Genomic DNA, 21,335 nt, shown 5'->3' on the forward strand with positions numbered 1-21,335 from the left:
CTGCTGCTGCGCCTCACCTTTAACAATGGTGGCGAGATGATGGCCACACCGGGTGGCCTTCATCCGGACATCACTGCCCTTGATGACCCTAAGGTCACGCCGTGATCGCCACGCTCTTAATTTGCGCATACAGCCATTGATCGGGCCGGATCCCCAACTCGTCGCGCGCCCAGGGGGAAATTCGCGCCCACAGCTCGCTAATGCCAATGCGCAGCTTCACTTCAACCTGATCGTCAATCTCTAATAACTCGACCACCTGAGCTGGCAGGATATTGCGCACCGAGGTGTTTTGTGGCGGCTGCAAAGCGAGTGAAACATCTCCAGACGCGATACGAATGCGCAGTGCCGTTTTCAGCGGCTGGTTAACACGGCTTACCCAGATATGCTGATCGCCCAGTGAGAGTGCCGTCATCGGATAATCGGGATGCTGCTCCAGCACCTGCACTCTGAGCACGCTGCTGCGATCGGCAATCGGTAGCCACGGGCGCATGGCTGCGCTGCTCCACACTTTCTCCAGCGAACCAAAGGCTTTGACTTTGCCGTTGTCGAGCACCAGCACGTTGTCCGCCAGTTGCAGAATTTCATCCAGGCTATGTGAGACATAGAGAATCGGAATATCGACCTGTTTCGCCAGCTTTTGCAGATACGGCATCAATTCGCGCTTGCGTGGTAAATCCAGCGACGCCAGCGGCTCATCCATCAACAAAATATCTGGCGCGGTGAGCAGCGCACGGCCAATCGCCACACGTTGCTTCTCACCACCTGACAGCGACGCAGGAAAGCGGCTCAGTAAAGGCTCCAGGCCAAGCAAAGTCACCAGTGCGTTAAACTGTGGCTTCATCGCCGCAGCCATCCCGTATTGCAGGTTGCCGCGTACCCGATAGTGCGGGAAGAGACGTGCATCCTGGAACACGTAGCCAACGCGGCGTTTTTCCGGTGGCAGATTGACCTGCGTCGCCGAATCAAACAGCAGACGATCGTTGAGCTGAATCTGGCCGCTTTGCGGCTGTGTCAAACCGCCAATCGCGTTGATCAGCGACGTTTTGCCCGCACCGGATACACCAAAAACAGCCGTAATGCCGCTGCCGGGCACCTGCACGTTGACGTCCAGTTGGTGATCGCCCAGCAGCTGGGAAATATTGAGATTAAGCATCAGGCGGCACCTAACCGCTTACGGCCCCAACGTGCCAGCAGTTCAGAGGCCACCAGTGATAACAGCGCCAGGGCAATCGCCACCGCACACAAGCGGGCGGCGGTACCTTCTGCGCCGGGGGTTTCAATCAGGGTAAACATCGCCGAGGGAATGGTGCGCGTTTCGCCGGGGATATTCGAAACGAAGGTGATGGTGGCGCCAAATTCACCCAATGAGCGAGCGAAAGCGAGAACGGTGCCGACAATGATGCCCGGCAGCGTCAGCGGCAAGGTGATCGTAAAAAACACGCGCCAGCGACCAGCACCCAGCGTGCGCGCTGCCTGTTCCAGTTTGGTATCAACCGCTTCCAGCGCCAGACGAATGGCGCGCACCATCAGCGGAAAAGCCATCACTGCCGAAGCCAGTACCGCCCCGCGCCAGCTGAAAGCCAGGGTGAAGCCGAACCAGTCGTATAGCCACTCGCCGATAAACCCACGTCGGCCCAGTGCAATCAGCAACAGATACCCCACCACGACCGGTGGCAACACCAGCGGCAAATGGATAAGACTGTCGAGTAAGGTTTTACCTGGAAACCGGCAACGTGCCAGAATCCAGGCCATCATGATGCCAAACGGCAAACTCAACAGCACCGCTACGCTGGAAACTTTTAAGCTGAGAAAAACGGCCTGCCATTCGGGATCACTGAGTATCATTTCTTCGGCGCAAATCCATACTGTTTAAACACAGCAGCGGCATCCGGCCCCTGCAAATATCTGTAGAAGGCTTCAACCGTTGCGTTCTGATGATCTTTTACCACCGCCATCGGATATTCCACTGGCTTGTGGCTATCATCCGGGAAACGTCCTACCACCTGCACTTTGTCACTGGCGACCGCATCAGAACCGTAAACAATGCCATAAGGCGACTCGTTACGTTCCACCAGCGCCAGTGCCGCTCGGACGTTATTAGCCGGTGCTAACATCGGCGAGACGGTATCCCATGCACCCAGTTTTTGCAGCGCCTCTTTGGCATAAATCCCCGCCGGTACATGGTCCGGGTCGCCCACCGCCAGACGTTCGCCTTTCAACAAACTTTTCCAGTCGGTTTGGGCATTAATGGTCACCGCTTTTGCGCTGTCGCTTTTCGGTGCCACCAACACTAAATCGTTGCCCAGCAGCGTGTAGCGCGTGTTCTCCACCACACTCTTTTTATCCACCGCATAGTCCATCCACTGCTGGTCAGCAGAGATAAACAGATCGGCCGGTGCGCCCTGCTCAATTTGACGCGCCAGCGTGGAGGAGGAAGCGAAGGACGATACCACTTCAACGCCGCTCTTTTTCTGATATTGCGTGGCAATATCCTGCATCGCATTGGTTAACGATGCCGCAGCAAACACAGTGATCTTCTCTGCCGCCACGGCGTGACCGGCCATGGAAACAGTCAATACGGTAACAGCGGCCCAGCGGTAATTGATTTTCAGCATTTTTTACTCCTTGTTACGTTATATATTCGATAATACAACGTGGGAACAAATGCTGTCATGAACTTAATATCGGCAGGATTGAGGGGAAGTTAAAGAAAAAACGCCCGCTGAGTGCGGGCGCTTATAAAATCAGTGTTGCGAGCTGTTGGCAGGACGATCGTCGCGGCGGCCAAATTTGGAGATGACGTTGAACACTTCACCCAGGCCGTAAATCAGACCGAGCATAATGGCCATCACAATTGGCACCATGATGACAGCCACAGCCAGGCTTTTAAGCAGTTCCAGCATGGAAACCTCACGCAGAAAATAAAAAAGTGATTGTAACGGTTAGGGAAAAAAACGCACTGCCCTTTTCGTGCTTTTACTTTTGGCCTTACACTTGTCGCACTAACTTAAGGAGCTGACATGCAGGCAGAACTTTCTCTACACATTCGTCTTCAGCAAAAGCTGTTTGCCGACCCACGCCGCATTGAACTGCTTAAGCGCGTTCAGGAAACCGGCTCCATCAGCCAGGGCGCTAAATTAGCGGGCATCAGCTACAAAAGCGCCTGGGACGCCATCAACGATATGAATCAGATGGCTGATCAAACCTTAGTTGACCGCGCCACCGGTGGCAAAGGCGGCGGCGGTGCGCAGTTGACCCGTTATGGTGAACGTCTGATTCAGCTGTTTCAGCTAATGGAACAGATTCAGCAGAAAGCCTTTGATGCGCTGCAAAACGACAGCCTGCCGCTGGACAGCCTGCTGGCAGCGATTGCGCGGTTCTCGCTGCAAACCAGCGCGCGAAATCAGTTGTTTGGTACGGTCATGGCGCGCGATCATCAGCAGGTGCAGCAACACCTTGATGTGCTGCTGGCCGACGGCGTCACGCGGTTGCAGGTGGCGATCACCGAACGCAGCGCTGAGCGACTGCAGCTCGACAGCGGCAAAGAGGTATTAGTACTGATTAAAGCGCCATGGATTCAGGTGAGCCGTGATGCCCTAAACAGTGATAATCAATTGCCCGTGACGATAAGCGCGATCGAGCCGGGTGAACAGGTGAGCGAAGTGTTGATGACATTGCCGAGTGGTGAAACCCTGTGTGCAACAGTGAACAACGTGCAGATGCAACAGCAGAATCTGCAGCCAGGCGATAGTGTGACCGCCAGTTTTAATGCTGAACACGCCATCATCGCCACACTGCTCTAAAATCCAGGCCATGATTTGACTTCGTCTGCGTCGCTCGCTACAACTGAGTAACACGATGCATAAAACGGAATGAATCATGGCTTCATTGCAAATTTCGCAAGGCATATTTCACCTTAGCGACACCCGAGCACTGTCCCTTAACGATCTTATCCTCAACAGCGGCGAAAGTTGGGCCTTTGTCGGCGCCAACGGCAGCGGCAAATCCTCGTTAGCGCGAGCGCTTTCCGGTGAACTCTCACCAGGTAAAGGCACGGTCACGCAGGATTTTCAGCGTCGCACACGCCTCTCACTGGAGCAGTTACAGAAGCTGGTGGCGCAGGAGTGGGAACGCAATAACACCGATCTGCTGAGTGAGGGCGAAGACGATACCGGTCGTACCGCCGCACAGATCATTCAGGATGAAGTCAAAGATGCGGCACGTTGTCAGGCACTGGCTCAGCAGTTTGGCATCACCTATCTGCTTGATCGTCGCTTCAAATACCTCTCCACCGGCGAGACGCGCAAAACGCTGTTGTGCCAGGCGCTGATGGCGCAGCCGGATTTGTTGATTCTTGATGAGCCTTTCGATGGACTCGATGTGGCCTCGCGCGCCAGCCTGGCGGAGACGCTCAGCGATCTGCACCAGCAGGGTTTTACTGTGGTGTTGGTCCTCAATCGCTTTGACGATATTCCTGACTTTGTGCAACAAGTCGGTGTGCTTGCCGAGTGCACCCTGACCCACGTGGGCGAGCGCCAGGCGATACTGGCAGAAGCGCTGGTGGCGCAACTGGCGCACAGTGAGAAACTCGATGGCATGGCGTTGCCAGAAGCGGATGCACCGGATCAGTTACCCCAACTGGCAGAAGATGCGCCGCGTGTTGTTCTGCGTAATGGTGTGGTGTCGTATAACGATAAAGCGGTGATCGAGGGGCTAAGCTGGCAGGTGAATCCCGGCGAGCACTGGCAAATTGTGGGGCCCAACGGCGCGGGAAAATCGACCCTGTTGAGCCTGGTGACCGGCGATCATCCACAAGGCTACAGCAACGATTTAACCCTGTTTGGCATTCGTCGAGGCAGCGGTGAAACCATCTGGGACATCAAGCAGCACATCGGCTACGTCAGCAGCAGTTTGCACCTCGATTACCGTGTCAGCTGTAACGTGCGCACCGTGGTGCTTTCCGGCTTTTTCGATTCGATAGGTTTGTATCAGCCCGTTTCGGATCGGCAGAAAGCGTTGGCGCGCCAGTGGCTGGCCTTACTGGGCATGGACAATCATCTGGCCGATGCACCGTTCCACGGTTTGTCATGGGGCCAGCAGCGCCTGGTGCTGATTGCGCGTGCACTGGTCAAACACCCTACCTTGTTGATTCTCGATGAGCCGCTGCAGGGGTTGGATCCGATCAATCGCCAGCTGGTACGCCGCTTTGTTGATGTGCTGATCGGTGAAGGACGAACGCAGTTACTGTTTGTCTCACACCATGCCGAAGATGCGCCGCAGTGCATTACTCACCGCCTGAGTTTTGTGAAACAAGATGAAGGGTACGGGTTCCAGCAGGACGATTTACGCTAATCTCGTCGTCATCAACCCCGCCCCTGCATCGTAGGGGCATATTCATGCTTCTATCCGGTCGTCAGCTAAACCCTTCAGCATTGTCGTGTGCGCATTGATATGCACTTCATTGAATAGTCGATGTAACCGCTACCATTTACCCGCCTGGTATTTCAGCAAACGCGCGCTTTAACCCCACAAAATGAGAATCGTCACCTTGTGTAAACGATACCATTTATCCAGACTGGATCACGCTTTGGGGCCCGCCTTTGTGCTACCTTGATCGCAGTGATTTTGATCCGTTTGCCGTTTACCAGGACTCGTTATGGAAAAATTCAATCCGGTTGATCATCCGCATCGCCGTTATAACCCATTGATCGATCAGTGGGTGCTGGTCTCTCCGCATCGTGCCAAGCGTCCGTGGCAAGGTGCGCAGGAAACGCCTGCGCTGGAACAACTGCCTGCGCACGATCCTGACTGCTTCCTGTGCGCGGGTAATACCCGCATCACCGGGGATAAAAACCCGGATTACCAAACCACCTATGTTTTTACCAACGACTTTGCCGCACTGATGACCGATACACCCGATGCGCCGCAAAGCGACGATCTGCTGATGCGCTGTGAGAGCGCACGCGGCACCAGTCGGGTTATTTGCTTCTCACCTGACCACAGTAAAACGCTGCCAGAATTGCCGCTCAGTGGACTGGAAGATATCGTGCGCACCTGGCAAGAGCAGACCGCCGATCTCGGCCAGCACTATCCGTGGGTGCAGGTGTTTGAGAACAAAGGCGCAGCGATGGGCTGCTCAAATCCGCATCCGCACGGCCAGATCTGGGCTAACAGTTTTCTGCCAAATGAAGCGCAAAAAGAAGATGATAATCAGCGCCGCTACTTTGACGAAAAAGGTTCGCCGATGCTGGTGGATTACGCCGCACGCGAGCTGAAAGACGGTAGTCGCACCGTGGTGGAGACCGAACACTGGCTGGCCGTGGTGCCGTGGTGGGCGGCGTGGCCATTTGAAACCCTGCTGCTGCCGAAAGCCCATATCAAACGCATTACCGATCTTACCCCGGCGCAGCGCAGCGATCTGGCGCTGGCACTTAAGCAGCTGACCAGCCGTTACGACAACCTGTTCCAGTGCTCCTTCCCCTATTCGATGGGCTGGCACGGCGCGCCTTTCAACGGTGAAGCCAACGATCACTGGCAGTTGCACGCTCATTTCTATCCGCCGCTGCTGCGTTCAGCCACGGTACGCAAATTTATGGTTGGCTACGAAATGCTGGCCGAAACCCAACGTGATTTAACGGCGGAACAGGCAGCAGAACGTCTGCGTTCTGTCAGCGATATCCATTTCCGCGAGGCGCAATAAATGTCATTAAAATCCATCACTCAACAGGTTTTCGCTGACACTTTTGGCTATCAACCCACGCACAACATTCAGGCACCAGGCCGTGTGAATCTGATTGGCGAACACACTGACTACAATGACGGTTTTGTCCTGCCCTGCGCCATCGACTATCAAACCGTGATTGCCTGCGCGAAGCGTGACGATCGCCAGGTGCGCGTGGTTGCGGTTGATTACGACAACCAGCAAGACAGCTTCTCGCTGGATGCACCGATTGAAGCGTTGAAAGAGCCGATGTGGGCCAACTACGTGCGTGGCGTGGTAAAACATCTGCAAAAGCGTGATGCCAGCTTTGGCGGTGCCGATCTGGTGATCAGCGGCAACGTGCCACAGGGTGCGGGCTTGAGTTCATCGGCGTCACTGGAAGTGGCGGTCGGCACCGTATTCCAGCAGCTCTATCAGCTGAAGCTGGATGGCGCGGCCATTGCCGTGAACGGCCAGGAAGCGGAAAACCAGTTCGTTGGTTGCAACTGCGGCATCATGGATCAGCTCATCTCGGCACTCGGCCAACCCGATCACGCCATGCTGCTGGACTGCCGCACGCTCGGGACACGCGCCGTCTCGATGCCGGAAGATGTCGCGGTGGTGATCATCAACTCCAACTTCCGTCGCAGCCTGGTCGGTAGCGAATACAACACCCGCCGCGAGCAGTGCGAAACCGGTGCGCGCTTCTTCAACAAGCCCGCACTGCGCGACGTCACGCTGGCCGAATTTGAGGCTTCTGAATCGCAGTTGGATCCGCTGGTGGCAAAACGCGTGCGCCATGTCATCACCGAAAATGCCCGTACGCTGGAAGCCGCCGATGCGCTGAGCAGTGGCGATCTGAAGCGCATGGGTGAGTTGATGGCCGAATCCCACGCCTCAATGCGTGATGATTTTGAAATCACCGTTCCCCCTATCGATCAGCTGGTGGAAATCGTTAAGGCAGAACTCGGCCCACGTGGCGGCGTTCGCATGACGGGCGGCGGCTTCGGCGGCTGCATTGTGGCGTTGATGCCTGGCGATCTGGTGGATCAGGTGAAAGCCGTCGTTGCCGAAAAATATGAGGCGCAGACCGGCATCAAAGAGACTTTCTACGTATGCAAAGCTTCTGCAGGAGCGGGCCAATGGTAAGTGATGTCAATTCACATGCGCCAGACGGGCAACCGTGGCGCATCACCGTATTACGCAATCATAACGGCATGGTCGTGACGTTTATGGATTGGGGCGCGACCTGGCTCTCCGCGCGCGTACCCATGCAGGATGGCAGCGTACGTGAAGCGCTACTGGGTTGTGCCACACCATCGGACTATTTGCATCAGGATGCTTACCTTGGCGCGACGGTAGGCCGCTACGCCAACCGCATCGCCTCGGCAGAGTTAAAACCGTTAAACCTGCTGCTGGCCGCTAATCAGGGTGCGCATCAACTGCACGGCGGACCGGAAGGTTTTGATAAACGTCGCTGGCAGATTGTCAGCCAGAGCGAGACCGAAGTGCACTATCGCCTCGATTCACCTGATGGCGATCAGGGCTTCCCCGGCAATCTGATTGCCGACGTGGTTTACCATCTTGACGATGATAACTGCCTGTCGATCCGCTATGAGGCGAAGACCGATAAGCCTTGCCCGGTGAACCTGACCAACCATGCTTACTTTAATCTTGATGCGCATCATGGCGATGCGCGCCAGCATCGCTTACAACTGCATGCGGATCGTTACTTACCGGTCAACAGCGAAGGCATTCCTAACGCGCCATTGAAAGCCGTGTCTGGCACCAGCTTCGATTTTACGCAGCCGAAGCGCGTGATGGATGACTTCCTCGCCGATGACGATCAAAAAGCGGTGAAAGGCTATGACCATGCATTTCTGCTTCACACCGCGGGCGACAGCAGCCAACCCGCCGCCGAACTGTGGTCGGCCGATGGCAAACTGGCGCTGACCGTGTTTACCGCCGCACCGGCGTTGCAGTTCTACTCCGGCAACTATTTGGATGGAACACGCGCCCGTGAACAGGGCAGCTATACTGCTTTCCAGGGCATCGCGTTGGAGAGTGAATTTTTACCGGATTCGCCCAACCATACCGAATGGCCGCAGCCTGATTGCTGGCTGCAACCCGGCGACCGCTGGCAGTCTGTGACGCGTTATCGCTTCACACCGCAGTAAGCCAGCGGATGAAAAACGCGCACTGCGTTAGCGACAGGCTTACGCCGTGCGTTGTTTTCCGCTATGGTATGGCGCTATCAGTGTGCCGCTTTTCAGGTGGCCGCAGCCGGTTTCTATAATCATCGAAACATCAAGCATTAAGGAGTTAAGCTATGGCCGTAACTAAGCTGGTTCTGGTGCGACACGGCGAAAGCCAGTGGAACCAGGAAAACCGCTTCACCGGATGGTATGACGTGGATCTGTCAGACAAAGGTCGCACCGAAGCCAAAGCAGCCGGTCAGCTGCTGAAGAAAGAAGGTTTCGTGTTTGATTTCGCCTATACCTCCGTGCTGAAACGTGCCATCCACACCCTGTGGAACGTGCTGGATGAGCTGGATCAGGCGTGGCTGCCGGTTGAGAAAACCTGGCGTCTGAACGAGCGTCACTACGGTGCGCTGCAGGGTCTGGATAAAGCTGAAACCGCTGCCAAATATGGTGACGAGCAAGTTAAACAGTGGCGTCGTGGCTTTGCCATCACCCCACCAGAACTGGATCGTGCGGATGAGCGTTTCCCGGGCCACGACCCACGTTACGCATCACTGACCGATGCACAGCTGCCAACCACCGAAAGCCTGGCGCTGACCATCGAACGTGTTATTCCTTACTGGAATGAAAGCATTCTGCCGCGCATCAAAAGCGGTGAGAAAGTGATTATTGCTGCACACGGTAACTCACTGCGTGCACTGGTAAAATATCTTGATAACCTGAGCGAAGATGAAATCCTCGAGCTGAACATCCCAACTGGCGTGCCGTTGGTGTATGAGTTCGACGAGAACTTCAAACCGCTGAAGCGTTACTACCTGGGTGATGCAGACGAGATTGCCGCGAAAGCTGCAGCCGTTGCTAACCAGGGTAAAGCCAAGTAATTCCCGGCTGAAAAACAAAAAGGCCAGACGCGAGTCTGGCCTTTTTTATTGTGCGTTAAGCGATTAGCCGCGGCGCTGTTTGATTGCCTGCGCCAGTTGGCGCAACGCTTTCTCGGTATCGTCCCAACCAATACAAGCATCGGTCACGCTCTGGCCGTACACCAGCGGTTTACCGCTGTCGAGGCTCTGATTCCCTTCCACCAGATGACTCTCAATCATCACGCCGGTAATCGCCTGCTCACCGCCCGCGATCTGCTGCGCCACATCATCAGCGACGACCATCTGACGCTGGAACTGCTTGCTGCTGTTGGCATGGCTAAAGTCGATCATCACCTGCGGACGCAAGCCCGCTTTCTCCAGACCGGTTTTCACCGCTGCCACGTGTTCTGCACTGTAGTTCGGCTCTTTGCCGCCGCGCAGAATGATATGGCAATCTTCGTTACCGCTGGTTTCGACAATCGCCGAATGACCGAATTTGGTGACGGAGAGGAAGCAGTGTGGTGCGCTGGCAGCACCGATAGCGTCGATGGCCACTTTGATGGTGCCATCCGTGCCATTTTTGAAGCCGACCGGGCAAGATAAACCGGAAGAGAGTTCACGGTGCACCTGGGATTCGGTGGTACGCGCACCAATTGCGCCCCAGCTCATCAGATCCGCCATATATTGTGGCGTGATCATATCCAGGAACTCGCCTGCCGCAGGTAAACCGATGTCGTTGATGTCCACCAGCAGCTTACGCGCCAGACGCAGGCCATCGTTGATCTGGAAACTGCCATCCATAAACGGATCGTTGATCAGCCCTTTCCAACCCACGGTCGTGCGCGGTTTTTCGAAATAGACACGCATCACCACTTCGAGCTCGCCTTTCAACTCGTCACGCAGCGTCAGCAGACGGCTCGCGTATTCTTTAGCGGCTTCGGTATCGTGGATCGAGCAGGGACCGATCACCACCAGCAGACGATCGTCCTGGCCGTGCAGAATACGGTGAATCGCCTGACGTGCCTGCGCAACAGTTTCAGCGGCTTTATCGGTAGCGGGGAATTTTTCGAGCAAAGCAACAGGCGGTAATAATTCTTTGATTTCTCTGATGCGTAAATCGTCGTTCTGATAATCCATACATAATTCCATTCAAATTTCTGGCCCCGCGTACGCCGGGCGCAACCCGTTAAATGTATCCCTTCAGGCTGCGGGTGTAAATTCCACGCTCGCGTAAATGCTTCTGTGAAATTTGCATTTATACACCCATGGACTAAGCTTTTTAAACGTAAGCACTGAGGAATGATGTTCTTGCGATATTTAATTTTTAAGCGAAGCGTTAAAGATGGAATTTTATTCCGTCACGGTACGTTATTTTCGGCACTCAACACCCGTGGTGTTTGACGGCAACTCTCCATCGATTAAAGGAGCATAATGATGAATAAGTTTGCAATTATCTTTCTGACGGCAGCGATGACCCTGGGCAGCGGCGCGGCAATGGCTGCGGACAGTAATAACGGTGACGCGAATGCCTCAGCAGAAGCTGGCGCGGCGGCAGGCGGCGCGAAACAGAATCTGCCACCCAATAATGTGGACAATAGCAAAATTAACAATGGCAGCATGAACACCAACGGCACTGCGACGTCTGGCACCAGCACTGGCAACATGTCAGCTGAACAGATGCACAAAAATTCTATGTGTAAAGACGGTAAATGTCCGGATATGAATAAAAAGGTCGATACTAAAAAAGGTGGCGGCCATGTGAAACACAAAACGGACGGCACGACCCAATAACGGGTTATCCGATCACATAAGGGAGAGCATTGGCTCTCCCTTTCTATTTCCGAGCAGGCTTTTCCGCTATGCTGAAGCCATGAAATTCAGAGGAACTGTTTCATGGCTTCACTGCTGCTTATTGATGATCATCCTTTAGTCGAAGTCGCGCTGGAAGCGGCCTGTATTCACTCCCCTATCCCGGTAAAACTGCACGCCGCCGCGACCGAAGCTGAGGCGCGTCAGCTTTTACAGCAGCATCAATTTGATCTTATTGTGCTCGATATCGGCCTGCCAGACAGTGACGGCCTCGAACTGTTGCGCCGTCTGCGCGCCCGCGATCCGCACTGCCCGGTATTGATTTACTCCGCGCAGCAGAGTCGCCACACGTTACTCAGCGCCGTTTCGCTCGGTGCGGCGGGCTATGTGGTGAAGAGTCAAAGCATGGCGCAGTTGCTCAGTGCGATTCTGGCCGTGCTTGGCGGACAGCAGGCGTTTCCACCGCTGCCTGAACGTATCGAACTGCCGCTCACCGAGAAAGAGCAGCAAATAGTCGCACTACTGGTGCGCGGCCTCTCGAATTTGCAGATTGGTGAACAGCTGCATATCAGCAATAAAACCGTCAGCACCCACAAGAAAAATATTCTGGAGAAAACCGGCGTGCAGTCAGTGGTGGAACTGGCTGAACTGTGGAAAGCCCAACAGTGAAAGCCATTCTCTGGCTGTGTCTGCTGCTGATTAGCTTTACAGTGCGAGCCGACCTACAGCCTGCCAGCAGCGTGATGCTCCCCGCCATGATGCCTGCACCGCATGTTGAGCCATGGCCGCAACCCACCTTACGCGTTGCCGTGCCGGCGCAAAACAGCGCGCCCTGGGCGATGCAAATTGGCAATCGTATCTGGGGCATTGATGCCGATTACCTCAGCGCGCTGAGCCAATTGACCGGCACGCACTTTAGCCTGCAAAGTTACGCCGATCGCGCCCAGCAGTTGGCAGCACTTGAGCGCGGTGACGTCGATTTGGTGCTGAGCAACGAACATGCGCAGTTGCCGGAAAACATCCTGGTTAGCGACAGTTGGGTTAACAGCCCGATCCGCATCTACCGCAATCGTGATAATCAACGCGCGGTGATGTTCAACAGTGAAAACGCCCAGCTCACCATCGCGCAAGCGACACTGGCGCAACTGCCTGATGCCTTTGTGCAAAACCATCGCTGGCACAGCCTGCCCGGCGATTTGCAGGCGCTGTATGCGCTGCTCAATCAGCAAAGTGACTATCTGGTCGCGGATGAAACCAGCGCCGGATTTCTGCTTAACCAGCTGCAGCAGGGACAGATTTACCAGATCACCGCCGATCCCGGCGCCGGTGAACTGTCGCTACGGGCGCTGGCGCGCGATCCCACGCTGATTCACTGGCTCAATACTCAGTTACGTCTGCTGCCCGCAGAGTTCAGTAATCGCGTGCAACAGCGCTGGAGTCCGCCATTGCTGCGCTATCAGGATACGCAAACGTTGATGCTGTCGGCTGCCGAGAAGCAGTGGCTGGCCGCACACAGTGAGATTCCTTATGCCGCAGAAGTGGATAACGCCCCCTGGAGCTATCGCGATGGCAACGGCAATGCGCGCGGTTTTGGCATTGATCTGCTTAATGCGTTAAGCCAAAGCACCGGATTGCGCTTTACGCCGCACTGGGTAAACAATCCACAACAGGCGCAGACGCTGATGCAACAACATCAGGTGATGCTCAATCTGTTACAGCCTTTGAATGGCGACGATGCCAGCAGCAACACACTGCCGGTATGGCGTGCAATTTGGGGGATCTACACGCTTAACACGCAGCAGCCGATGAGTTGGCCCTCTCTGCAAAAGCAGCGTGTGGGCGTACTGCGAGCCGATCTGGCGCAACGCTTGCTGCCTGAAGACATCACGCCCCAACTGTTCGATGACCGTGCGCAACTTTGGCAAGCTCTGAACAATGGTCAGATTGATGCGCTGGTGGATAATGTGCTGTCTGCACGCTGGCGCATGGCCAGCCACGCGGATAATCGTGTCCATTTAGCCTTTGCCGCCAGCGATGTTGCCTGGCCACTGGCGCCCCAGGTGAGCCAGGATCAGCCGCAACTCCAGGCGCTGCTGGACCATGCACTGCAGCAAATCCCACCGGATACGCTCAATCAGATGCGCATTAACTGGTCACAGCCCCCCCAGCCCGGCACCAGTATGGCGATGCGCAATGTGCCGCTAATGATTTTGATGGCTGCCGGGATGATCATTGTGCTGCTGTTAGTGCTGCTGCTGCGCCGCTACCTGCAACAGCGGCGCGATCGCCTGCAGCGTGAACAGGCAGAGCGCGCTAACGCCGCCAAAAGTCAGTTCCTCGCCACCGCCAGCCACGAATTGCGCACGCCAATGCAGGCGATTCTGGGCCTGCTGGAACTCGAACAGCAGCAGCATCCCAGCGAACGTTTGACACTGATGCACAGCAGTGCGCGCTCGCTGATGGCGCTGCTGAACGACCTGCAAGACCATGCGCGTATTGAGAATCAGAGTTTTCGCCTCGCACCGCATCCTCTCAATCTGGCAGATTGGCTGCAGCAACAGCAGCAGTTCTATCACCCTTTGATGCGTGAATCCGGTCCGATATTGTTGGTTGAGGCGCTCACGCCCTTGCCGACGCGCGTGATGCTGGATGGCGATCGCTTGCAGCAGGTGGTGAACAATCTGGTGGCCAACGCGCTGAAGTTCACGCGTCAGGGCGAGGTCCGGCTGTCGCTCGCCGTGACGGATCAGATTCAGTTCACGGTCGCCGACAGCGGCAGCGGCATTCCACTCAGTGAACAGGCTCAGCTGTTTGAACCCTGGTATCAGGCTCCGTCCGGCAAAAGCCATGCGGTGCAGGGCAGCGGGCTGGGTTTGTTTATCTGCCGCGAGATAGTGCAACGTATGGGCGGCCAGTTAACGTTGACTTCTGCACCGGAGCAAGGCACCACGGTGGAGGTGATATTACCGCTCGACATTTGTGAGGATGCGCCCACCGAACGCCATGCTGCCTGGCCGCGCTATCCGCACCTGCGCGTGGCGATTGTCGATGACCATCCCACCAATCTGTTGGTATTGCAGCAGCAGCTGGCTCAATTCGCTATCACGGCGCAGGTGTTCGAAGAGGGGCGCAGCCTGTTGCGCGCCGATGCGCTTCAGCCGTTTGATGTGCTGTTGATTGACCAGATGATGCCGCGCCCGGATGGATTAACACTGCTGCGCATTTTACGTCGCCGTCAGCAGCGCCGCAGCAAGCCGGCACTGCGCGTGCTCTGTTCTGCCGATGTGCAACTGCTGAAGATCGCGTTGCAAGAGGACGAAGCGCTGTTGTTGAAACCGATTGAGCTCGATCATTTGGCTGCATTGCTGGCACGGACGGTGCGCGATCCTCTCCGTCAATTACCTGACAGTTTATTGATTCTGGCACAGCACAATGAGGCCTTTATCCCGCGGATTTGCCAGACACTGCAACGCACGCTGCAGCAGGATCGCGATGCGCTGCTGGCCGCGAGCCTCCAGCCTGACTGGTCCGCTGTCGAGCGTGCCGCCCATCGCATGAAAGGCAGCTGGCTGTTGCTGGGCATGGATGAGATTGCCGAATATTGCCAGCAACTGACTGATCAGGCAAAACAGCAGCGTCTGGACGATGATGCGTTCAATTTACTGATATCATTAACGAACAGGTTACTCGAACAACTGGAAAGTTATGGCACACACTCATTCTCACGGCGCGCATAACGGCAATCGTACGCGTCTGGCGGCGGCGTTCGGCGTCACCGCGCTGTTTATGGTTGCCGAAGTGATTGGCGGCGTGGTGTCGGGTTCGCTGGCGCTGCTGGCAGATGCCGGACATATGCTCACTGACGCCGCCGCGCTGTTGATGGCTTTGCTGGCGGTGCAGTTTGCCCAGCGCAAACCCAGCGCCCGTCACACCTTTGGCTTGCTGCGCCTCACCACACTTGCCGCCTTTGCGAATGCTATCGCGCTGTTGGTGATTACCGTATTGATTGTCTGGGAAGCACTGCGCCGCTTCTATCAGCCACAACCTATCCAGGGTGGGTTGATGCTCGGCATCGCCATTGCCGGCCTGCTGGCCAATCTGCTCTCTTTCTGGCTGTTACATCGTGGCAGTGAAGAGAAAAATCTCAACGTGCGCGCGGCAGCACTGCATGTGTTGGGTGATCTGCTCGGCTCCGTCGGCGCGATTGCCGCCGCCATTATCATCATGCTCACCGGCTGGACGCCGATTGACCCGATTCTCTCGCTGCTGGTTTCACTGTTGGTGGTTCGCAGCGCGTGGTCGTTGCTGCGGGAAAGTCTGCATGAGCTGCTGGAGGGCGCGCCAAGCGGCATTAACGTGGATAAACTGGCGCGCGAACTGACACGCAACATCGCGGAAGTGCGTAACGTGCATCATGTGCATGTATGGCAAGTGGGAGAGAAGCCGGTGCTGACATTACATGTGCAGGTGATCCCACCTTATGATCATGATGGGTTGCTGGTGCGTATTCATCAGTATTTGCATGAGCACTATCAGATTGCGCACGCCACCGTGCAAATGGAATATCAGCCTTGTACTGGCCATGATTGCGAACTCTGCGCAGAACAGAGCTCGCATCATCACTCACATGAACACCTCACGCTGGATGGCCACGCCCATCACCTTCATTGATTCGACAGCGCGCGCGACCCATGTTCGCGCGCGCTTTGCATCCACAAGCGTGAACCGTTAAGTGCAATCAACGTCAGAATCACGTACTCCAGCGACATCGCGTAAACACCCTGGCGGGCAAAGATCAACACGCTAATCACGTTGATCACCACCCACAGTAGCCAGTTCTCGACGTATTTTCGCGTCATCAGAATCATCGCCACAATCGACAACACCATCATGCAGGAATCCCAGAACGGGAACGCATCCGGCTGCAGTTGTGGCATCGTCACGTTCAGGCCGAAACTTTGCATGATACCGACGGCGGTTTTGGTCAGAAACGCGAAGACCGGATCGATATACAGCGTCATCAGCGCAATGGCGATGACGCACGCCGCGCCCCAGCCGAGGGCTTTCGGCAACGGCAGCCAGCGAATCTTCAGTGCGGCTTCGTTGGCGGTGTTTTGTCGACTCCACGCGTACCAGCCGTAAACATTGGCGACAAAGAAGAACAGCTGCAGCATTAAGCTGGCATACAGCTGAATCTGGAAGAAGATCACCGCAAACAAGGTGACGTTAATCAGCCCGAAGAAGTAGTTGATGATCTTCTCCAGGCTGGCAAGCCAGATGCACAGCAAGCCCGCAAGCGTGCCCACCGCTTCGATCCATGAGAGGTCATAGCCCCCAACGCCGATAGGAATGTGAACCAAAATATTTTGTGTGCTGAAGAAGTCCATGATCTGCACCTGTATGAAAGCCGCCTCAGGCGTTCCCTTTCACCTTGAGTTTGAGTTGTGCTGCAAAGTCTAGCATGCGATTTAGCGGTATCAATGCGGCTTCACGCAGCGCGTCATCGACATGAATTTCATGCTCGCTACCGCCGTGCTCCAGCCCTTCCGCAATCGCTTTCAGGCCATTCATCGCCATCCACGGACAGTGCGCACAGCTGCGGCAGGTCGCGCCCTCGCCTGCGGTTGGTGCTTCCAGCAACTCTTTATCCGGCACCGCCTGCTGCATTTTGTAGAAGATGCCGCGATCGGTGGCAACGATCATTTGCGGATGTGGCAGGTTTTTCGCCGCCTGAATCAACTGGCTGGTGGAGCCCACTGCATCTGCCAGATCGACGATCGCCTGCGGGGATTCCGGATGCACGAGGATCGCCGCTTCTGGATAGAGCGTCTTCATGCGCTGTAAGGCCTGGGTTTTGAACTCATCATGCACGATGCACGCGCCCTGCCAGCACAGTACGTCCGCTTTGGTCTGTTGGGTGACGTAACGGCCCAGATGACGATCCGGCGCCCAGATGATTTTTTCGCCCAGGCTGTCGAGATGCTCGATCAGTTCAACCGCAATGCTGGAGGTGACGACCCAGTCTGCGCGCGCTTTGACGGCGGCTGAGGTGTTGGCGTACACCACCACGGTGCGATCCGGATGTTCATCACAGAAGCGATTGAACTCGTCGATCGGACAGCCGAGATCCAGCGAACACTCTGCATGCAGTGTCGGCATCAACACCGTTTTTTCCGGGCTGAGGATTTTTGCGGTTTCCCCCATAAAACGCACGCCCGCCACCAGTAGCGTTTTCGCCGGATGGGTGCTGCCGAAACGCGCCATTTCCAGTGAGTCCGAGACACAGCCGCCGGTCTCTTCCGCCAGCGCCTGAATTTCAGGATCGGTATAATAGTGCGCGACCAGCACCGCATCGCGCTCTTTTAATAAGCGTTTGATTTCAGAGATGTAATGGGATTTTTCATCCTGGCTGAGACGCGCCGGTTTCGGCGGAAAGGGATAAATCGCGCTTTCAGGATCGAACATCAGACTCATGACACGGCTCTCGTTTTCTCAATTTAACAAAATCGCCTGTTACAGCGATGATGCGGCATCAAAACCGCCATTGCGTTTTATATGCTAAACACGATAGCGGAAATGCGCGAGAGTGTCGTCTCTTTTTTACCCGGTTTACAAGCCACCTAACGATTTCTGCGGGTTTTCCAGTTCCAGCAAGAAAGCTTTCACCGCCAGACCGCCCGCGAAGCCGGTGAGCTTACCGTTGCTGCCAATCACCCGATGGCAGGGCGCCATGATCGACAGAGGATTTTTACCGTTGGCCGCCCCTACCGCGCGCATGGCTTTCGGGTTGCCGATCTGTTCCGCGATTTGCTGATAGCTACGGGTTTCACCAAACGGAATAGTGAGCAGCGCTTGCCAGACTTTTTTCTGGAATTCAGTGCCGACCGTGTCGTAAGGCATGTCGAACTGCTGGCGCTCTCCGGCGAAATATTCGCGCAGCTGGCGCTCGGCCTCACACAGAATCGGATGCTGATCGTTACGGCTGATGGGTTTCAGCGGCACACGTTGCGAGCCTTCGTTTTCCCAAAGAATCGCTGATAACCCATTATCGGTCGCAATCAACGTCAGCTCACCCACTGGCGTTGGAATGATTTTGGCATGATACATAAGGCACCTCCGGCATAAATCAGTGTGTCATTATCGCACTTCTGCCGCGATAAACTGGCTGTTTTCGGTCATGAGCATAAACTGGTTAGCTGTCCGAAAGCAGCGAGTTTTGCTTTGCCACTTGCGCGACGATACCCAAAATAATGCAAGGCGCAGAAAGGCGGCAAACGAGAGACTCTTCGAACAGCCGATTCGAATAGCACTGGCCCGCAGGGGAACCTTCCTTAGGAAGTTCATCATCCCGATGCACTTTATCAAGTACGTGATTCGGATGAACGAGAGCAGCCAGCGCTTCTGCGCTTTAAAGCAAGAAAGGTATAGCCGGTTTATTAGCTGGAGACGATGATGTTTGATCCCGAGATTGCATACCAGGCGCTGACCTCGCGCGACAGTCGTTTCGACGGCGTGTTCTTTGTTGGCGTGACCTCAACCGGCATTTACTGTCGGCCCATTTGTCCGGTGAAAGCGCCGATGCAGAAGAACTGTCTGTTTTTTAACAGCGCCGAAGCCGCCGAGAAAGCGCATTTCAGACCGTGCCTGCGCTGTCGTCCTGAACTGGCTCCGGGCTTCGCCCCGGTCGATAGCCATCACCGCATCGCCGATCGCTTGATTCGTCGTATTGAAGAGGGCTTGCTGGAGGAACAAGAGACGCTGGCCGATATTGCCAGCGAGTTTGACCTGAGTGAACGCCAGCTACGCCGAGTGATCCAGCAGGAGCTGGGCGTTTCACCGCTGGAGCTGCGCCAAACGCGGCGCATGCTGCTGGCGAAGCAACTCCTGACGGAGACTTCGTTGCCCGTCACCGAAATCGCCTACGCCAGCGGCTTTCGCAGTTTGCGCCGCTTTAATGATGTGTTTCAGGCACGCTACCGTATGACGCCTTCGCGTCTGCGCAAGCAGAGTCAGCCGGAGAGCGTGACCACCGTGCAGGAGAGCGCGGAACTGCGTCTGAGTTATCGTCCCCCTTATGACTGGGATGCCATCCTGGATTTTCTTCAGCAGCGCGTGATGAAAGAGGCCGAGTGGGTTAGTGAAGGGGCTTATCACCGTACCGTGGCGCTGGGAAACTGTCGGGGATGGGTGCGTGTCAGCCATTTACCGGAAAAACAGGCGCTCAAGGTGCAGTTCACCACCACCTTAACGCCGGTTTTGCCTGCTCTGCTGCGTCGCCTGCGTGACCTATTTGATTTGGATGCCCAGCCACAGCGCATCAGCGAGCAGCTAAGCCAGGATCCGTTGTTAGCTGAGAGTCTGGCGCGTTATCCTGGATTACGCGTTCCTGGGGCGTTTGACGGCTTTGAGTTGGGGGTGCGCGCAATTCTTGGCCAGCAGGTGACGGTGAAAGCGGCCACCACGCTGAGCAGTCGCGTGGCGCAGCGTTTCGGCGAGCCTTTAGCAACGCCCTGGCCTGAACTCTCCCGGCTGCCCCCGACGGCGGAATCGCTCGCTAGCGCAACTATTGATGATATCGCCAGTCTCGGCATTGTGAGCGCTCGCTCGCAGGCGATTCAGGCGCTGGCACAGGCATGCGCCTCCGGTGCGTTGCGTTTTAACGGCGCAGTGAATCCTGATGTGGTTCAGCAGCAGTTGCTGGCATTAAAGGGCGTAGGGCCGTGGACGGCGAGTTATATTGCCATGCGCGCCCTGCGCTGGCCGGATGCGTTCCCTAAAGAGGATATTGCGATTCGTAATAATCTGGGTGGGGTGAGTGCCAAAGTGGCAGAGCAGTTATCGCAGGTTTGGCGCCCGTGGCGCAGCTATGCGGTATTGCATATCTGGAAGAGTTTGACGCCTGATAAATCGGCTGACAAAAAGAAAAAGGCATGACTGTGCGTACGTTTTGGGAATGGGGTCATCTGTCGTGCATTCTAGCTGCTAGTAAACAACGACAGTGCGTTCCAGTCGGCAATAAGGGGCGGTTGCGTAAAGACGCCGTAAATACATCCCTGTAGGCTCTGGCGGCGCATCCCTGCGCCACAAGCTTTACTCCACCGCCCCTTATTGCCGCCTTCATGCCGGATCTGTGCGCTTTTTAGGAAGCAACGATTAAGCCTCATAAGCCAGTCAAGGCGGGAGCGGAAGAGCGAAGCGTCCGAGCCATGGATGGCGAGGCCGATCCACAGGGATGTGAGATTCCTTCGCGATCCGTCCCGCCTTGACGGGCTGACGCACAGACCCACAGCAATCCCACCAAACATGGATTCTGTATGAGGTCCCTTCGCCATCCTCCCCCCCGGAAAGACTGACGCTTCTGACTCACAGCAAATTCAGCTAAATTTTTTGAACAGCGCAGATTTGAGAAATGCAGAAAAGCAAAAAGGCGCCTTTAGGGCGCCTTTCTACATAGTGGTGGGTCGTGCAGGATTCGAACCTGCGACCAATTGATTAAAAGTCAACTGCTCTACCAACTGAGCTAACGACCCGCTCGAGGAGCGGCTTACAACTTTAAACTTGATGGTGGGTCGTGCAGGATTCGAACCTGCGACCAATTGATTAAAAGTCAACTGCTCTACCAACTGAGCTAACGACCCATCAAGATTGTGAAGCTTCTGAAGAAAACATCTAACATACAGCAGGTTAAGATGGTGGGTCGTGCAGGATTCGAACCTGCGACCAATTGATTAAAAGTCAACTGCTCTACCAACTGAGCTAACGACC

At 55.6% G+C, this 21,335-nt stretch carries 19 protein-coding genes and 2 tRNA genes; 11 read left to right on the plus strand and 10 right to left on the minus strand.

Annotated features, from left to right (window positions below):
* Positions 1-94 precede the first annotated feature (94 nt).
* The 4 genes from modC to ACCW76_RS17560 form a co-directional block, all read right to left on the minus strand.
* Positions 95-1,153, minus strand: coding sequence for a molybdenum ABC transporter ATP-binding protein ModC (gene modC / locus ACCW76_RS17545; RefSeq protein ID WP_045816476.1), 1,059 nt, complete (start codon positions 1,151-1,153; stop codon positions 95-97).
* Positions 1,153-1,845, minus strand: coding sequence for a molybdate ABC transporter permease subunit (gene modB, locus ACCW76_RS17550; protein WP_038648131.1), 693 nt, complete (start codon positions 1,843-1,845; stop codon positions 1,153-1,155). Before modB ends, modC begins: the two co-directional genes overlap by 1 nt.
* The gene (gene modA / locus ACCW76_RS17555; protein WP_436339481.1) at positions 1,842-2,615 is read right to left on the minus strand and encodes a molybdate ABC transporter substrate-binding protein; all 774 of its coding nucleotides are present in this window, start codon (positions 2,613-2,615) and stop codon (positions 1,842-1,844) included. Before modA ends, modB begins: the two co-directional genes overlap by 4 nt.
* Positions 2,616-2,744: 129 nt before the next feature.
* A complete protein-coding gene (locus tag ACCW76_RS17560) occupies positions 2,745-2,903 on the minus strand; it encodes an AcrZ family multidrug efflux pump-associated protein (protein WP_013508338.1) in 159 nt (52 codons plus the stop codon).
* 117 nt (positions 2,904-3,020) lie between these two features.
* Here ACCW76_RS17560 and modE point away from each other — a divergent pair, with 117 nt between their 5' ends.
* The 6 genes from modE to gpmA all read left to right on the plus strand — a co-directional run bounded on the left by modE (position 3,021) and on the right by gpmA (position 9,782).
* Positions 3,021-3,803 carry a molybdenum-dependent transcriptional regulator gene (gene modE, locus ACCW76_RS17565; protein ID WP_436339482.1) on the plus strand — a complete coding sequence of 261 codons (783 nt, stop codon included), beginning with the start codon at positions 3,021-3,023 and terminating at the stop codon, positions 3,801-3,803.
* 76 nt (positions 3,804-3,879) lie between these two features.
* Positions 3,880-5,352, plus strand: a complete 1,473-nt coding sequence (gene modF / locus ACCW76_RS17570; RefSeq protein ID WP_436339483.1) for a molybdate ABC transporter ATP-binding protein ModF — start codon at positions 3,880-3,882, stop codon at positions 5,350-5,352.
* 304 nt (positions 5,353-5,656) lie between these two features.
* The gene (gene galT, locus ACCW76_RS17575) at positions 5,657-6,700 is read left to right on the plus strand and encodes a galactose-1-phosphate uridylyltransferase (protein ID WP_038648145.1); all 1,044 of its coding nucleotides are present in this window, start codon (positions 5,657-5,659) and stop codon (positions 6,698-6,700) included.
* Positions 6,701-7,849: a galactokinase gene (gene galK, locus ACCW76_RS17580; protein ID WP_436339484.1), complete on the plus strand. Its 1,149-nt coding sequence runs from the start codon at positions 6,701-6,703 to the stop codon at positions 7,847-7,849.
* Entirely contained in the window at positions 7,843-8,877 is a 1,035-nt protein-coding gene (gene galM / locus ACCW76_RS17585) for a galactose-1-epimerase (RefSeq protein ID WP_436339485.1), read from the plus strand. The genes galK and galM overlap by 7 nt, the downstream gene beginning before the upstream one ends.
* Positions 8,878-9,029: 152 nt before the next feature.
* On the plus strand, positions 9,030-9,782 hold the full coding sequence (gpmA, locus tag ACCW76_RS17590) for a 2,3-diphosphoglycerate-dependent phosphoglycerate mutase (protein WP_256695951.1): 753 nt from the start codon (positions 9,030-9,032) through the stop codon (positions 9,780-9,782).
* 63 nt (positions 9,783-9,845) lie between these two features.
* Here gpmA and aroG read toward each other — a convergent pair whose 3' ends face one another.
* On the minus strand, positions 9,846-10,898 hold the full coding sequence (gene aroG / locus ACCW76_RS17595) for a 3-deoxy-7-phosphoheptulonate synthase AroG (protein WP_436339486.1): 1,053 nt from the start codon (positions 10,896-10,898) through the stop codon (positions 9,846-9,848).
* Between the two features lie 294 nt (positions 10,899-11,192).
* On the opposite strand from aroG, the gene ACCW76_RS17600 reads away from it, so the two are divergent.
* The 4 genes from ACCW76_RS17600 (at position 11,193) to zitB (ending at position 16,241) form a co-directional block, all read left to right on the plus strand.
* Complete coding sequence (locus tag ACCW76_RS17600) at positions 11,193-11,552, plus strand: YbgS-like family protein (protein WP_436339487.1); 360 nt, start codon at positions 11,193-11,195, stop codon at positions 11,550-11,552.
* 102 nt (positions 11,553-11,654) lie between these two features.
* Positions 11,655-12,239, plus strand: coding sequence for a response regulator transcription factor (locus tag ACCW76_RS17605; RefSeq protein WP_038648159.1), 585 nt, complete (start codon positions 11,655-11,657; stop codon positions 12,237-12,239).
* A complete protein-coding gene (locus tag ACCW76_RS17610) occupies positions 12,221-15,307 on the plus strand; it encodes an ATP-binding protein (RefSeq protein ID WP_436339489.1) in 3,087 nt (1,028 codons plus the stop codon). The genes ACCW76_RS17605 and ACCW76_RS17610 overlap by 19 nt, the downstream gene beginning before the upstream one ends.
* A complete protein-coding gene (gene zitB, locus ACCW76_RS17615) occupies positions 15,276-16,241 on the plus strand; it encodes a CDF family zinc transporter ZitB (RefSeq protein WP_436339491.1) in 966 nt (321 codons plus the stop codon). The genes ACCW76_RS17610 and zitB overlap by 32 nt, the downstream gene beginning before the upstream one ends.
* Here zitB and pnuC read toward each other — a convergent pair.
* The 3 genes from pnuC to ACCW76_RS17630 all read right to left on the minus strand — a co-directional run bounded on the left by pnuC (position 16,235) and on the right by ACCW76_RS17630 (position 18,677).
* Complete coding sequence (pnuC, locus tag ACCW76_RS17620; RefSeq protein ID WP_436339493.1) at positions 16,235-16,957, minus strand: nicotinamide riboside transporter PnuC; 723 nt, start codon at positions 16,955-16,957, stop codon at positions 16,235-16,237. The two genes, zitB and pnuC, sit on opposite strands and share 7 nt — an antisense overlap.
* 25 nt (positions 16,958-16,982) lie before the next feature.
* The gene (gene nadA, locus ACCW76_RS17625; RefSeq protein WP_038648170.1) at positions 16,983-18,044 is read right to left on the minus strand and encodes a quinolinate synthase NadA; all 1,062 of its coding nucleotides are present in this window, start codon (positions 18,042-18,044) and stop codon (positions 16,983-16,985) included.
* A 135-nt stretch (positions 18,045-18,179) separates the two neighbouring features.
* Entirely contained in the window at positions 18,180-18,677 is a 498-nt protein-coding gene (locus ACCW76_RS17630) for a methylated-DNA--[protein]-cysteine S-methyltransferase (protein WP_034829173.1), read from the minus strand.
* Positions 18,678-19,022: 345 nt separating this feature from the next.
* Between ACCW76_RS17630 and ACCW76_RS17635 the strand changes: the two genes are divergently transcribed.
* Positions 19,023-20,504, plus strand: coding sequence for an AlkA N-terminal domain-containing protein (locus ACCW76_RS17635; protein ID WP_045833527.1), 1,482 nt, complete (start codon positions 19,023-19,025; stop codon positions 20,502-20,504).
* Positions 20,505-21,024: 520 nt separating this feature from the next.
* Here the strand turns inward: ACCW76_RS17635 and ACCW76_RS17640 are convergent.
* Together ACCW76_RS17640 and ACCW76_RS17645 are read right to left on the minus strand one after the other, a co-directional pair.
* Positions 21,025-21,100, minus strand: a tRNA-Lys gene (locus tag ACCW76_RS17640).
* Positions 21,101-21,132: 32 nt separating this feature from the next.
* Positions 21,133-21,208, minus strand: a tRNA-Lys gene (locus tag ACCW76_RS17645).
* Positions 21,209-21,335: the final 127 nt, after the last annotated feature.

The sequence above is a fragment of the Pantoea sp. C8B4 genome, from assembly GCF_051336905.1.
Taxonomy (GTDB): Bacteria; Pseudomonadota; Gammaproteobacteria; order Enterobacterales; family Enterobacteriaceae; genus Pantoea; species Pantoea rwandensis_B.

What these genes read in the sequence shown, in the direction of transcription:
- galM (WP_436339485.1), top strand. Translation starts at nt 7,843, where the DNA reads ATGGTAAGTGATGTCAATTCACATGCGCCAGACGGGCAACCGTGGCGC.
- galT (WP_038648145.1), top strand. Translation starts at nt 5,657, where the DNA reads ATGGAAAAATTCAATCCGGTTGATCATCCGCATCGCCGTTATAACCCA.
- ACCW76_RS17630 (WP_034829173.1), bottom strand. Translation starts at nt 18,677, where the DNA reads ATGTATCATGCCAAAATCATTCCAACGCCAGTGGGTGAGCTGACGTTG.
- aroG (WP_436339486.1), bottom strand. Translation starts at nt 10,898, where the DNA reads ATGGATTATCAGAACGACGATTTACGCATCAGAGAAATCAAAGAATTA.
- ACCW76_RS17605 (WP_038648159.1), top strand. Translation starts at nt 11,655, where the DNA reads ATGGCTTCACTGCTGCTTATTGATGATCATCCTTTAGTCGAAGTCGCG.
- nadA (WP_038648170.1), bottom strand. Translation starts at nt 18,044, where the DNA reads ATGAGTCTGATGTTCGATCCTGAAAGCGCGATTTATCCCTTTCCGCCG.
- ACCW76_RS17635 (WP_045833527.1), top strand. Translation starts at nt 19,023, where the DNA reads ATGTTTGATCCCGAGATTGCATACCAGGCGCTGACCTCGCGCGACAGT.
- modC (WP_045816476.1), bottom strand. Translation starts at nt 1,153, where the DNA reads ATGCTTAATCTCAATATTTCCCAGCTGCTGGGCGATCACCAACTGGAC.
- zitB (WP_436339491.1), top strand. Translation starts at nt 15,276, where the DNA reads ATGGCACACACTCATTCTCACGGCGCGCATAACGGCAATCGTACGCGT.
- modE (WP_436339482.1), top strand. Translation starts at nt 3,021, where the DNA reads ATGCAGGCAGAACTTTCTCTACACATTCGTCTTCAGCAAAAGCTGTTT.
- modB (WP_038648131.1), bottom strand. Translation starts at nt 1,845, where the DNA reads ATGATACTCAGTGATCCCGAATGGCAGGCCGTTTTTCTCAGCTTAAAA.
- gpmA (WP_256695951.1), top strand. Translation starts at nt 9,030, where the DNA reads ATGGCCGTAACTAAGCTGGTTCTGGTGCGACACGGCGAAAGCCAGTGG.
- galK (WP_436339484.1), top strand. Translation starts at nt 6,701, where the DNA reads ATGTCATTAAAATCCATCACTCAACAGGTTTTCGCTGACACTTTTGGC.
- ACCW76_RS17560 (WP_013508338.1), bottom strand. Translation starts at nt 2,903, where the DNA reads ATGCTGGAACTGCTTAAAAGCCTGGCTGTGGCTGTCATCATGGTGCCA.
- pnuC (WP_436339493.1), bottom strand. Translation starts at nt 16,957, where the DNA reads ATGGACTTCTTCAGCACACAAAATATTTTGGTTCACATTCCTATCGGC.
- modA (WP_436339481.1), bottom strand. Translation starts at nt 2,615, where the DNA reads ATGCTGAAAATCAATTACCGCTGGGCCGCTGTTACCGTATTGACTGTT.
- modF (WP_436339483.1), top strand. Translation starts at nt 3,880, where the DNA reads ATGGCTTCATTGCAAATTTCGCAAGGCATATTTCACCTTAGCGACACC.
- ACCW76_RS17600 (WP_436339487.1), top strand. Translation starts at nt 11,193, where the DNA reads ATGATGAATAAGTTTGCAATTATCTTTCTGACGGCAGCGATGACCCTG.